General features: G+C 40.9%; 10 protein-coding genes. 2 read left to right on the forward strand and 8 right to left on the reverse strand.

Annotated features, from left to right (window positions below; all coding sequences use genetic code 11):
• Positions 1-5: 5 nt before the first annotated feature.
• Positions 6-947, reverse strand: coding sequence for a LysR family transcriptional regulator (locus HLV59_RS11320; RefSeq protein WP_061875935.1), 942 nt, complete (start codon positions 945-947; stop codon positions 6-8).
• Between the two features lie 205 nt (positions 948-1152).
• Here HLV59_RS11320 and HLV59_RS11325 point away from each other — a divergent pair, with 205 nt between their 5' ends.
• Positions 1153-4635: an indolepyruvate ferredoxin oxidoreductase family protein gene (locus HLV59_RS11325; protein WP_171429974.1), complete on the forward strand. Its 3483-nt coding sequence runs from the start codon at positions 1153-1155 to the stop codon at positions 4633-4635.
• A gap of 73 nt (positions 4636-4708) precedes the next feature.
• Here HLV59_RS11325 and HLV59_RS11330 read toward each other — a convergent pair whose 3' ends face one another.
• Together HLV59_RS11330 and HLV59_RS11335 are read right to left on the reverse strand one after the other, a co-directional pair.
• Positions 4709-5512 (reverse strand): thioesterase family protein, encoded by an 804-nt coding sequence (locus HLV59_RS11330; RefSeq protein WP_171429975.1) that lies wholly within the window; start codon positions 5510-5512, stop codon positions 4709-4711.
• A 183-nt stretch (positions 5513-5695) separates the two neighbouring features.
• A complete protein-coding gene (locus HLV59_RS11335) occupies positions 5696-7498 on the reverse strand; it encodes an acyl-CoA dehydrogenase C-terminal domain-containing protein (RefSeq protein WP_171429976.1) in 1803 nt (600 codons plus the stop codon).
• Between the two features lie 305 nt (positions 7499-7803).
• Here HLV59_RS11335 and HLV59_RS11340 point away from each other — a divergent pair, with 305 nt between their 5' ends.
• Complete coding sequence (locus tag HLV59_RS11340; RefSeq protein ID WP_171430618.1) at positions 7804-8253, forward strand: PaaI family thioesterase; 450 nt, start codon at positions 7804-7806, stop codon at positions 8251-8253.
• 17 nt (positions 8254-8270) lie between these two features.
• Here HLV59_RS11340 and HLV59_RS11345 read toward each other — a convergent pair whose 3' ends face one another.
• Genes HLV59_RS11345 through HLV59_RS11365 form a run of 5 tightly spaced genes read right to left on the reverse strand, consistent with a single transcriptional unit; the run spans position 8271 to position 13512 of the window.
• Positions 8271-9488 (reverse strand): MFS transporter, encoded by a 1218-nt coding sequence (locus HLV59_RS11345; RefSeq protein ID WP_171429977.1) that lies wholly within the window; start codon positions 9486-9488, stop codon positions 8271-8273.
• A gap of 18 nt (positions 9489-9506) precedes the next feature.
• The gene (dcaP, locus tag HLV59_RS11350) at positions 9507-10823 is read right to left on the reverse strand and encodes an outer membrane trimeric porin-like protein DcaP (protein WP_000733488.1); all 1317 of its coding nucleotides are present in this window, start codon (positions 10821-10823) and stop codon (positions 9507-9509) included.
• A 36-nt stretch (positions 10824-10859) separates the two neighbouring features.
• On the reverse strand, positions 10860-11513 hold the full coding sequence (locus HLV59_RS11355) for a 3-oxoacid CoA-transferase subunit B (RefSeq protein WP_171429978.1): 654 nt from the start codon (positions 11511-11513) through the stop codon (positions 10860-10862).
• Positions 11513-12181 (reverse strand): 3-oxoacid CoA-transferase subunit A, encoded by a 669-nt coding sequence (locus tag HLV59_RS11360; RefSeq protein ID WP_016141389.1) that lies wholly within the window; start codon positions 12179-12181, stop codon positions 11513-11515. The genes HLV59_RS11355 and HLV59_RS11360 overlap by 1 nt, the downstream gene beginning before the upstream one ends.
• 47 nt (positions 12182-12228) lie before the next feature.
• Complete coding sequence (locus HLV59_RS11365; RefSeq protein WP_200042756.1) at positions 12229-13512, reverse strand: MFS transporter; 1284 nt, start codon at positions 13510-13512, stop codon at positions 12229-12231.
• Positions 13513-13520 lie beyond the last annotated feature (8 nt).

Below are 13520 nucleotides of genomic sequence, written 5' to 3' on the forward strand. Positions count from 1 at the left end.
TCTCATTATTTATAAAAATAAGAAGCATCCATTTCGATTCTTGGAGAAATATATTCTTCCACCCAATCCAACCATGCACGTGTTTTGGCATCAATAAAATGACGTGAAGGCAACAAGGTATAAACTCCGATATCGGGCGAACGCCACTCTGGCAAGATATGACATAATCTTCCATTCTGAACTGCATCTAAAGCTGAAAACATCGGCAATAATGCGACGCCCATATCCTGCTGCACCACATCTAATAATAACTCAGGGTTATCTGCAATGAGTTGTCCGCCAATGTCGATTTGGTAAGACTCCCCACTTGTATTTAATAAGTGCCAATCTGGCGTAATAGACGGGTTTACCAAGCGTAAACAGGCATGATCTTTTAAGTCTTCTGGAGACTGAGGAACGCCATGTTTTTCTAGGTACGCAGGGGAAGCACATAAAACAGAAAAAATAGTGCCAATTCTGCGTGCAACAAAACGAGAGTCTGTTAATGATTCAGTGAGATAAAGACTGACATCGACCCCTTTTGCCAACAGGTCTGGAACGTACTGTGAAGTCGTATATTCCACAGTTAGTTCAGGGTAATGCTTACAAAACTCGGCCATCACTGGAAAAACATAATGATGCCCAAAGCTTCCCATGCTTAATACACGTAAACGCCCTTTGGGTTTAGATGCGGTTCCTGTGACTTCCGCCTCAGCTTCATCCACCATTGAAATGACTTGGCGACAACGCTCTGCATAAGTCGCACCAATATCGGTCAGTGCCTGCTGGCGCGTTGAGCGTTGTATTAATTTTGTACCTAAGCGTGTTTCTAGCTCGCTGATAAGACGTGAAACCTGTGCTGTGGTCAGATCCATCTGCTCAGCTGCTGCTGTGAAACTCCCGCTATCAATCACTTTCAGGAATGCATGCATTGCATGCAATAGTCCACCATCGAGATTTTTGCGCATAACGTAAATATGTTTTCCTAAATTACGGATTGTTGCACCAGTTTAGTTCAACCACAATGACTAAATGTACATACATTGGCACTAATTCTTTTTTAAGAAGAGGAACCGATCTTTTTTTATTTCGTATGTCACTTGCTCCAAATATTCAACTGGATGTTGAAAAAAGAAAGTAGTCCGAGCTACTAAAAATTCTAAGGAGATATAAATGAATATAGCTACAAAAGTCACTCCAAATATTATTGCAACAAAGGATGTGTCACTTGAAGATAAATATGTAAGTGATAACGGTACAGCATATATGACCGGCATTCAGGCACTTGTTCGGTTGCCTCTTGCCCAAACTCGCCGTGACGCGATGAATGGTTATCATACTGCTGGTTTTATTTCTGGTTATCGCGGTTCTCCTGTTGGTAACTATGATAGTTTCCTTTGGCAAGTTCAAGGATTACTTAAATCCCATAATGTTGTATTTCAACCTGGTGTAAACGAAGACTTGGCTGCTACCGCAATCTGGGGTACCCAACAAGTTAATCTTTCAGGCCAAGGCAAATATGATGGAGTGTCTTCATGGTGGTATGGTAAAGGCCCGGGTGTTGACCGTTCAGGCGATGTACTCCGCCATGCTAACTTAGCTGGTACCTCTGAACGTGGTGGTGTCGTTGCTTTATTTGGTGATGACCACTCATGTAAATCTTCTACAATTCCTCACCAGTCTGAACATGTCATGATTGGTTGTGGTATTCCAATTTTCTACCCAACATCCGTTCAACAAATTTTAGACTTTGGTGTTCACGCCATTGCTGTTTCACGTTTTTCTGGCCTTTGGTCTTCAATGAAGCTGGTTAGTGAGATTGTAGAAACTTCTGCTTCTGTTCATGTCGATCTAGACCGTGTTACTCCGGTTATACCGGAAGATGTCAATTTCCCAGAGGGCGGCGTCAACATTCGCTGGCCAGATCATGGTATTCAGCAAGAAGAACGCCTTTATAAGTATCGCTTACCTGCTGTTTTGGCTTATGCCCGCGCCAACAAAATCAACACCGTTACATGGCCGTGTGAAAATGCCCGTATTGGTATTGCTGCAAGTGGTAAAGGTTATTTAGATACCATTGAAGCCTTACGCATTTTAGGTATTGAAGATGAAACTGCCCAACAGCTTGGGCTACGTGTTTATCAAGTTGGACTGATTTGGCCTTTAGAACCACAAGGCGTTCGTGAGTTTGCCGAAGGTTTAGAAGAGCTGATTGTTATTGAAGAAAAACGTCCAATTATTGAGACACAAATTAAAGACGAGCTGTACTCACTGCCTGATGGCAAACGTCCTCGTGTCATTGGTAAAGCAACTGATGGTAAAGGTGAATGGAGTACCTCTATTGAAGAAGCACCACTCATTGGTCACTATGAGTATCAGCCTGAACCGATTGCAAAAATGCTGGCTGCTCGCTTCTTAAAACTCGATATTCCAGAAAGCTTAAAAGCACAAATCCAAAGCAGAATCGACTTACTGCTAAAAGCAGAGCAAGAATCAAAACGTGTTATTGATCTTGCTGAACGTAAACCATATTTCTGTAGCGGTTGCCCACATAACTCTTCAACAGTCGTTCCTGAAGGTAGCCGTGCATTAGGCGGTATTGGTTGTCACTATATTGCCGTTTCACTTGACCGTGGTACCGAAACGTTCTCGCAAATGGGCGGTGAAGGTGTAAGTTGGGTGGGTGCATCACCATTTACCAATGAAAAACATATTTTTGCCAACCTTGGTGACGGAACTTACTTCCACTCAGGTTACTTAGCAATTCGTCAGTCTATCGCTGCAAAAACCAATATTACCTACAAAATCCTCTACAACGATGCGGTCGCTATGACAGGTGGCCAGCATGTAGATGGGCATTTGAGCGTTGCGCAGTTAACTCGTCAGCTAGCTGCGGAAGGTATTAAAAAACAAGTCATCGTGACTGATGAAGTTAAACTATTAAATGAAGAAGACGGCATTGCACCAGGTGTAGAAATTCGCCACCGTAACGAACTCGATACGGTTCAACGCGAATTACGTGAAGTTTCAGGTGTCACCGCTTTAATTTATGTACAAACTTGTGCCAGTGAAAAACGCCGTCGTCGTAAACGTGATGCCTACCCTGACCCAGCTGAGCGTTTATACATTAACAGTGATATTTGTGAAGGTTGTGGCGACTGTTCGAAAAAATCAAACTGTTTATCTATTGAGCCTGTAGAGACAGCTTTAGGTACTAAACGTCAAATTAACCAAAGTAGCTGTAATAAAGATTTCACTTGTGCTGAAGGTTTCTGCCCAAGTTTTGTGACAGTTCATACACGTGATATGAAACGTCCAGCTAAATTTGAAGGCATTGGCGCAGGTTGGCCAACATCACCAATTATTCCTCAGTTATATGACGTTCCAAGTCGTATTATGGTCGGCGGTATTGGTGGTACGGGTGTTGTAACGATTGGCGCACTGCTTGGTATGGCAGCTCACTTAGAAGGTAAAGCAACACGTGTGATGGACATGGCTGGACTTGCGCAAAAAGGTGGTACGGTTTATTCATACGTACAACTTGCAGCAACTGATGAGCAAATTTCTTCTACTAAAATTCCAGCGGGCCAATGTGAATTATTGATTGGTGCCGATGCCGTAGTCGCTGGTGGTAGCGCTGCTCTATCTCGCTTAAAAGATGATGCATTGGTTATTGTGAATGAAGACAGTACCCCTACTTCTGAGTTTATTAAATCTCGTGACTGGTATGCGCCTATTAGCGATTTAATTGATCGTCTTCGTGGTCGCGTTCGTCAAGGTCAACTGGTTTCTCTGCCAGCAGCTCGCATTGCAACACAACTCTTAGGTGATTCAATTTATACCAACCAGTTATTACTCGGTATGGCATGGCAATCTGGACGTATTCCATTACTGCGTGAAAGCATTGAAAAAGCAATTAAGTTAAATGGTACTGCTGTTGAAAAGAACCTCGAAGCTTTCCGGGTGGGTTGTCATCTTGCAAGTGACCCAACTTTAGCTGCACGCTTAGTTGCGGCAATGCCAAAAACCAAAACTCCGCAAACTTTAACTGAACTTATTGAAGACCGTTCTGCTCGTCTAACAGACTATTGGAATGAAGCTTACGCAACTAAATACCGTACACTTGTAGAACTGGCAGCTAAAAAGTTACCTGAAGAATTAACAGGTACGATTGCAACTCAGCTTTATAGAGTTATGGCGTATAAAGATGAATATGAAGTTGCCCGTCTGTTAACAGGTAAAAGCTTCAAAGAATCGATTGAAACCCAATTCGGTAAAGGCTTACGTTTAACGTATCATCTTGCTCCACCAGCGTTACTTGGTGGTCTGAAAAATGTCCGTAAACGTGCATTTGGTTACTGGATGCGCTTCCCAATGATGATGCTTGCACGCTTACAATGGCTTCGTGAAACTTTCCTTGACCCATTTGCACGCCAAGAAGAACGTCAACATGAACAAGCATGGCGTGATCGTTACATCGCATTTGTTGAAGCACTCGTTGAAGCTCCAGAAAATCACAACTTGGCAGTTGCTGAACAAATTGCAAAATTACCGGCAGAAGTTCGTGGTTATGGTCATATTAAAATGAAAGCAATGGACGCTGCAAAACAGCGTTGGGATGAGCTTACACCAACACTCATTAAAGTTCGTAGCTAAGAAATTGCTTGTAATCTAAATCTTAAAATAAAAAAGTCATCCTGAGGGATGACTTTTTTATTGGCTCAAATATTTATTTAGTCATTTTACGTAAAGTCAAAATCTGCTCGCTTCGTCCAAATGGACCATACACATCATGTAAAACTGCACTGGTTAAACCAATACCATCCGAACCATATTGCTGAACGGTTTCCAAACCTAACCATTTACCTTGCGGATAACGATGCATGTGGATTTGCAAATCAAGATTTGGAAAACCCCAAGTAAATTCACCTTCTTGTCTCGGTACAATGCCGTTTGCGGTATCTACCATACCAATTAAATGCGCAAAATCTGTGGTCGGCTGCCCTTCAACAATTTCTTTATCATTATTTAGCCAAACAATACCTTTACCTGCGCGATGCTGATCATCAATTTTTGTCACTAATGTTTGAATAAAACCACCCGGCCATCTTTTCATACCTGTCCATTCTGTAAAGGTATCGGGATGATGAACTGTCTGATCTTCAAGCCCCGCAATCTCGGAACTGTCTTGAGTACACATGCGCCATGCTCTAGCCACAATACAGGTTTTACCTTGCGCCTGCATTTCTGCTTCAATCAATTCAATGGTTTTACCGGCACGAATCACATGGGTCTTAATCGTAAATTCACCAAATGCAATTAATCCAAAAATATCAAAACTAATTCGGCCAATTCGCATATCTTGTCGTGGTGAAAATTGCTCTAACTCTGCTGCAATTACGCCACTTGCAGGTGCCATATGCTGTTCATGAGGATTCCATGCCCCTTGTGCATGAACAGTTGAGCAATAATGAGCAATGACTTCACCTTGAGGACCAATTGTTCTATTCAGTAATTGATAATAAGCATTCATGATTTTCTTTCCGTAGTCCTTATCCAACATCAATATTTGATGAAAATTCACGTTTTAATGCTTATGTTAACCCTCTATTTCTTTGACTCAACTGGTTTTTCCTACCAAAAACTGATGAGTCTAAAATTACAAATTTAATCACTAGTTGAAATTTCCCCTAGTGATTCTAGAACTTAAAATTCACTAAAATACAAACGCTTCTTGATCGAGCTCCATCACAGATTCAGCGCCAGACTCAATAGAAGCAGCATGGCTCTGCGTACGATGTAGAAGTTTTTGATAGAAAAACTTAGCTGTCGTTAACTTCGCTTTATAAAAAGCTTGCTCTTGTGTACCCGATTCTAATTTTTCATGGGCAACTTGTGCCATTCGCGCCCATAAATACGCGAACACGACGTAACTGGAAAAATAAAGATAATCCACCGAAGCTGCCCCTATTTCTTCTGGGTTGTGGTTGGCTTTCTCTGCAATCGTTTTGGTCAGTGACAACCATTGTTGCTTAAGCTCAGCTAATTTTTCTAAATAAGATTTCAAGACTTCATTTGATTGCTGTTGACCAATAAATTGATCAATTAAATCAGTCATATTTTTTAGAAGTTTGCCTTCCGACTTGAGGACTTTACGTGCCAATAGATCTAAAGACTGAATCTCGGTTGTTCCCTCATACAATGTTGAGATACGTGCATCACGTACAATTTGCTCCATTCCATGCTCAACAATAAAGCCATGACCGCCAAATACTTGAACGCCATGCTTTGCAGATTCATTACCCGACTCTGTTAAAAAGGCCTTAGCAATGGGTGTTAAAAAAGCTAGTAATTCATCGGAGTGTTTTTGCTGTTCCTGATTGTTTGAACTTTCTACAATATCGACATGTTGAGCCAGAAAGTAAGCCAGTGCACGGCCACCTTCAGAAAATGCTTTTTGTGTCATTAACATTGAACGTACAGCGGGATGCACAATAATTGGATCAGCATTTTTCTCAGGATATTGAGGACCAGATAGCGAACGCATTGCGAGTCGCTCTTTTGCATAACTTAATGCGCCTTGAAATGAAATTTCAGAAGCTGCAAGCCCTTGTACTGCCGTTCCAATACGTGCGGTATTCATAAAGGTAAACATGCAATTGAGACCGCGATTTTCCGGACCAATCAAGTAACCTTTTGCACCATCAAAATTAAGTACGCAGGTGGCATTTCCATGTATACCCATTTTATGTTCAATCGCGCTACAGACGACTTTATTACGGTCTTCTAAATTACCTTCATCATCTACATTAAATTTAGGCACAATAAATAAAGAAATACCTTTAGTCCCTGCGGGTGCCTGAGGCAAACGAGCTAAAACAATATGAATAATATTTTCGGAAAGATCATGTTCACCCGCCGAAATAAAAATCTTTTCCCCCGTAATGGAGTAGCTCCCATCCGGATTTGGTTCTGCTTTCGTTCTAATTAACCCAAGGTCCGAACCCGCATGTGATTCGGTTAAACACATGGTTCCAGTCCAGACACCGCTAATGAGTTTAGTCAAATACTGCTGTTTTTGTTGCTCAGTACCATGGTGCTCAATGGTTCTCATCGCGCCATGAGACAAACCCGGATACATTGCCCACGCCCAATTAGAACCACATAACATTTCAGAAATCGCGATCCGCAACAATGTCGGTAAGCCTTGCCCACCATATTCCGGATCGGCCGTTAACGAGGTAAAACCTAGCTCGGCATATTTTTGGTAGGCTTCTTTAAAACCTTTCGGCGTTGTGACTACGCCTTGATTTAAATGACACCCTTCTTGATCACCATTTTGGTTAATCGGTGCCAACTCATTTTCACAAAAATCTGCTGCTGCTTCTAAATATTGATCAATTAATTCTCGATTTACGTTTTCCTGATATTTGCTTAAACCTTGGTAGTTCTGTTCTGTTTGAAGCATTTCATGCAGCACAAATTGCATATCACGTAATGGAGCTTTATATAAAGGCATAGTTTTTCCCTTTCACGTTACTGCCTTTGTTAGGGGGCAGATATCGTTTTTTCCTTAAATGGACTTTTATTGTTTCAATCTCACCAAAATATCAAAAAATTTCTTATAGCAAAATATATTTTCACTAATTTAATAAAATTATCCTAGCTTAGCTATAGAGATAAAATATAAACATATGTTTTTAAATACAAATATAAGATAAAAATTAATTAGTCTTGTTTAACTAGAATAAATTTATATTTTGTATTGCAAAATTTTATTCCGTAAAAAATCAATTTATAGTATTGTCATTAGATTGCTTAATTATCCAAGGACGATTCATGGAAAGCCCGAAATACACAGGTCTTGATTTTTTAACCGCTTTAAAAAATGGTGAAGTTTCCCCATCACCTATGGCTCACACCATACCGATGGAACTCGTTGAAGTATCCGAAGGTAAAGCAACTTATAAAGTTACTCCTCGCAAAGAACATAGAAATATACAAGGCGGTGTACACGGCGGCTTTTGCGCCACAGCTTTAGATACAGCAACTGGCAGTGCAGCTCACACTTTACTTGAACATGGTGTCGGCTATGGAACCATTGATTTAAATGTAAAAATGATCCGTCCCATGCAGGTTGATACGTCTTACTATGCGACAGCCGAATTGATTAATGCGGGCCGTAATATTATTAGTACCGAAGGAAAAATCGTAGATGAGAACGGCAAAGTGTATGCTTTTGCCTCGGCAACCTTAATGATTATTCGCAAATAATATATTGAAGCTCCTGTTTATGGAGCTTTTTCTTGGTTTGCAATCTTACCCATTTCATAAAAATCTAAGCGATCAATCATAAAACTTAATATTGCCATCGCTAAACCTAAAGCGGCACATGCTTCCCATCCCCAATGCTTCCATGCATACACCGCAATAAAAGAACCTAAGGCAGCTCCACCAAAATATAAGGTCATATAAATTGAATTAATACGAGAACGGGCCTCGGCCGAGATTCGGTAGACCAGATTTTGGTTGAGTACATGAAATGCCGACAAACCAAAGTACGCCATGATCACACCAACAGCATAGGCTACCAAAGACTGCTGCGCAAAAAATAGTGGTATCCATGCACTTATTAATAGGCCCATGCAAATTACCGCAATTTTATTTTCAAGTCCTGCTGCAATTTTCTTACCTGCCCATGGGGTCGCAAATACACCAGCCAACCCAACAATTCCAAATAAACCAATCTGGAAATCGTTAAAGTGATAAGGCTCATTCGCCAAAATAAAAGTCATGGTCGTAAAAATGAGGGCCAAAATTCCAAACCCAATTCCCCCTGCCAAACCACGGCGCAGTAAATGAGGCTGGTGAGCTGCTAATGAAAATAATGAACCATAGATCTGTAGAATATTGAGCTGGTGGGACTTACGCGCAACCGGTAACTTCACCCACATCACCCAAGCAAATACCAAAATGACAATTCCACTAATTAAATAAACCGCATGCCAAGACCAAACTGTAGAAAGTAAGCCTGCAATAGAACGCGCCAATAATATTCCCAAGAACAAACCACTCATGAGAGTGCCTACAACTTGAGGACTTTTTTTCGGGCCAGCTAGACCTGCGGCGAAAGGAACTAAAACTTGAGTTGCAATCGAAAAGAATGTGGCTAAAAAGGTAAAGCCATATAAAGCTGGCAAGGTTTGACTTAAGGATAACCCTACTTGTGCAAGCCCCGTACAACACATGAGCAAACAAATATAACTGCGCTTTTCAAAGAAGTCGCCTAAAGGAACTAATATAAAAAGGCCAACTGCATATGACAGTTGGCTAATAACAATAGTTAAAGCAACTTGATCGGCATTAACTTTTAATGCTTCAGCAATCGAATAGATTAAGGGCTGGTTATAATAGTTTGAACCCGCACAAATTCCACATGTCATTGCCATGATAAAAATAAAGCTTTTTGACAGTATATTTTCTGCATTGGGCTCAACTATTTTTTCCATTTTTAACTGCGTCCCATTTTAGAATTTATACATCGATACAAAGTTTACGCGTGATACATCAGCGGTTCTGCCATCAAACACTTCTCGTTTACCTTGATGATATTCCATACCAATATCCATTTGCTCAATTGGTGAATAAAAGACGTTCGCGGCATAGTCAGTTAAGCGTTTATTGGCATCTGGGTTGAGTTTGGCATAAGCCGTATCATCATCATAATCAAACATTGAAGCCGATAAGTTTGCACGCCATTGCTCATTGAATTTATATGAATAACCAATATTGATGCTATTCAACTTATTCATCACCAGATCTGTTTTGTCTTCATTTAAAGAGAAATCACCCGCTGCATTTAAACTTGTCGAATTTGCCAAGCCACTTTGGGTGGTGTAAGGCATAAATTTTTGATCGCCAACAATATATTGATAGTTTGCCTGTACTGATTGCTGTGGCGTGAGTTGATATTTTAAGCCGCCTCCAGCACCCCAGCTTACTTTCTTAACCGTGGCAGTTGCGACATCTGTAGATTTTTCATTAATAAAGCCTTGAGCAAGCGCCGTTAAAGGACCTTGTTTAAAGGTATAACGCCCCGTTAAAGTTGGAAATGCCGAGACTCTCGAACCTGTATATTCCAAGGCTACTTTTAAATCATTATTGGCATCAATTTTCCAGTCATAGCGAATTTGAGGAGTACGCGTATAAGAGGTTCCCACAAATTGCGTGTAATCGACAGCTTCGGTACGGGTTTCCATGTTAGACATGAGTGACCATGTTTGTCCAAAGGTCCAGTCTTTATAGGTAAAAAATGCATGGCGGATACGGAATTTACCATCCCCCGTTCCCATGTTAGAGCTATCAAAGAAATCGGCTTCAATATTTCCCGTCACTGCTTTATTGGGACTATTAAAATAAACACCTAATCGGCTTGCATTAATCATGGCATCGGAACGTGCATGGTTTGAACGTTTTTCACTTTCAAAAGGTGTTCGGTACAGACTGCTGGTTGTTCTACCGCCCGAGTCAGGTGATGATTTAAAATCGACCGCTGCATCAATACGGGCAATACCGTAAACCTTCACATTATCCGTCCAAGTCACCCACGAAGGAGCAACTGGCTTCTCTGTTACAGTCGCTTTAGTTTTTTCGATATTCTCTTCAATCTTTACCTGTTTAACCTGTAAATTATTTTGAGTTTGTTTCTGAGCAGCAAGTTCTGCTTTTAATTTTTGCAGCTCGGTTTCTAGCAAATTAATTCTTTGTTCTGTGGTATCTGAAGAATTTGCAAAAATAGTCCCTGAAGCCGCAGCGCAAGCTGCAGCTAAAATTAATTTTTTCATCTTTTAATCCTTAAAGAAGCGTTTTTCCGTGTGTATTTAGGCTACACGTGCATCGATTAGTTCACAGTCAGTGACTGCCTGTAGCTCATCAAAAGTTAAGCCGTCCACCATTTCCGTGACATAAGCTTTTTGGTCTTTGAGTTCAATAATGCATAAATCGGTATAAATACGATTTACACACTGCTCACCTGTCATTGGATAGCTCAGTTCTTTTACAATTTTGGACTCACCTTTTTTGGTGACATGTTCCATATAGACATAAATTGTTTTAGCACCGACTGCCAAATCCATAGCACCGCCAACTGCGGGTACATCATCTGCTTTACCGGTATGCCAGTTTGCTAAGTCTCCATTTACCGCAACTTGGAATGCACCAATTACGCAAATGTCCAGATGGCCGCCACGCATAATGTCAAATGAGTCACCATGATGCATAAAGCATCCACCATCTAACAAAGTGACAAGCTCTTTTCCGGCATTAACCAAATCTTGATCTTCCTCACCCGGTTGTGGTGGTGGACCAAAAGCCAAGACACCATTTTCCGAATGTAAAAAGATTTCTTTGTCTTTTGGCAAAAATTTAGCAACGTTGGTCGGTAAGCCAATGCCTAAATTGACATAGGAACCTTCCGGAATGTCATTAGCAATGAGTTTGGCAATATCTTCACGAGAACGCTTTTGAACTGACATTAGATATCTCCTACTTTTACAACGTGCTGAACAAAAATTCCCGGTGTAATAATGCACTCTGGGTCAAGCGTTCCTAGCTCTACGGTATCATTCACTTGAACAATTGTGGTCTTAGAGGCTTTTGCCATAATTGGCCCAAAATTACGGGCTGCTTTACGGTAAGTTAAATTACCCCAGCGGTCGGCTTTATCTGCATAAATCAGTGCAAAATCAGCTTCGAGTGGATATTCAAGTACGTAATTTTTACCGTTGATGGTACGGGTTTCTTTGCCCTCGGCGACTTTGGTGCCATAACCAGTCGGCGTAAAAATAGCACCTAAACCGGCCCCCGCTGCCTGAATCCGACATGCCAAATTACCTTGTGGAACCAGTTCTAACTCAATTTTACCCGCACGATATAAGTCTTGAAAAACGGTTGATCCAGCAGATTTCGGAAATGAACAAATCATTTTTTTAACACAACCAGCAATAATGAGCTTAGTTAAACCACGATCACCAGAAGCCGCATTGTTATTTACAATGGTGAGTTCTTTTTTTCCTAAATCAATTAAGGCTTCAATTAATTCAGCAGGTTGCCCCGTCACACCAAACCCGCCTGTCATGATGGTTGCTCCATCAGGAATCGCTTTTAAAATCGGTTCAATGTCACTGGTGATTTTATTTATCATCTCACTTGTCCCTTTTCATCCTTAATTTAAGGTGACAGATTGATCTGTCACTCTGCCTTTTGCGGGTTAAATAGTCGGTCTTTAATAAATAACAATGGAATTACCCCGCAGATAAAATAAGCTGCAGCCATTACTAAAAGCCCTAAGCCAATAGAACCATGTTGTGATAGATAACCAATTGTTAATGGAGAGAAGATTGAAAGTACTTTGCCAATGTTATAAGCACCACCCACTGCCGAACCTCGAATAGAAGTCGGGAAACTTTCTGTCATATAGGTAGCATTAATGGCGTATGGAATACCGTAAAGGAAACCGAAGAACAGCATCATCCATAAAATATTGGTTGGTGTATTTAAATAGACAATGACCGGAATAAATAAGGCTGTACCAATGGTTCCGAAGGCGAATACAGCACGGCGTCCTAATTTATCGGCAATAATTCCTGCAATCACTTTGGCGAACATCATAATCAGGAAAGTACCAACCATATACATGGCCATTTCTTTAAACTTGATGCCAAGATCAGACTCTAAATAAGCCGGCAACCAGTTACTTACGCCGTAATAACCGAACTGCAATGCGCCAGTACTAATAATCCAGAGAACAAACATGGTGCCATGTTTCTTATCTCTTAAAATTTCAAGATATGGATTTTGACGTTTTTTAGGCTGGTTACTTTGAGCGACTTCTAATGCTTTTAATTGACGAGATTTTTTCCAAGACTCTGGTTCAGGTACACAAAAGTGCATTAAAACTGACAACACCACAGGCACAATTGCAATCCAGTACAGGAAACGCCAGCCATGTTCAGGAATAATATGTCCTGCTAATAAAGTCGCTAGCAAAGAACCCAAGGTATAACCTGTCATTAGGGTGGCCAAAACAGTCGAGCGATGTTTGGTTGGCACCATTTCAGACATTAAAATATTACAAGCAATATAGAGTGCACCTAAGCCCATCGCACCAAACGTTCTTAAGACTGCAAATTGCATATAAGAATCAGTAAAACCCAGCGCACTGGTTAAGACTGAAGAATAAGCAATAAAGAATACAATAATGCGAACTCGCCCAAAACGGTCACACGCCCAGCCACCAATCAGACCACCTATAGCCGATCCAAAAAGCGTTAAGCTACCTAGTGTTCCAGCTTGTACCCCAGTCAAATGAAATTCTGTTTTAAGACTGGTCAGGCTTAATGCCAAAAACCCTAAGTCTGCCCCATCACACAATAATGTTAAAAAAGCGAATATAAATGCGGTAATCCAAATTTTTTTTGGTGTCTGGATAGCTTCACTGCTAGCCGTATTTTGCGTAACTGTCTCTGTTGTCATATCCATAT

Origin of the sequence: Acinetobacter lactucae, from assembly GCF_013122135.1 — a bacterium.
In the GTDB taxonomy this organism is placed as follows: domain Bacteria; phylum Pseudomonadota; class Gammaproteobacteria; order Pseudomonadales; family Moraxellaceae; genus Acinetobacter; species Acinetobacter lactucae.

Coding starts and splice junctions, on each gene's coding strand:
- HLV59_RS11325 (WP_171429974.1), top strand. CDS start 1,153: ATGAATATAGCTACAAAAGTCACTCCAAATATTATTGCAACAAAGGAT.
- HLV59_RS11360 (WP_016141389.1), bottom strand. CDS start 12,181: ATGATAAATAAAATCACCAGTGACATTGAACCGATTTTAAAAGCGATT.
- HLV59_RS11330 (WP_171429975.1), bottom strand. CDS start 5,512: ATGAATGCTTATTATCAATTACTGAATAGAACAATTGGTCCTCAAGGT.
- dcaP (WP_000733488.1), bottom strand. CDS start 10,823: ATGAAAAAATTAATTTTAGCTGCAGCTTGCGCTGCGGCTTCAGGGACT.
- HLV59_RS11335 (WP_171429976.1), bottom strand. CDS start 7,498: ATGCCTTTATATAAAGCTCCATTACGTGATATGCAATTTGTGCTGCAT.
- HLV59_RS11365 (WP_200042756.1), bottom strand. CDS start 13,512: ATGACAACAGAGACAGTTACGCAAAATACGGCTAGCAGTGAAGCTATC.
- HLV59_RS11345 (WP_171429977.1), bottom strand. CDS start 9,488: ATGGAAAAAATAGTTGAGCCCAATGCAGAAAATATACTGTCAAAAAGC.
- HLV59_RS11320 (WP_061875935.1), bottom strand. CDS start 947: ATGCGCAAAAATCTCGATGGTGGACTATTGCATGCAATGCATGCATTC.
- HLV59_RS11355 (WP_171429978.1), bottom strand. CDS start 11,513: ATGTCAGTTCAAAAGCGTTCTCGTGAAGATATTGCCAAACTCATTGCT.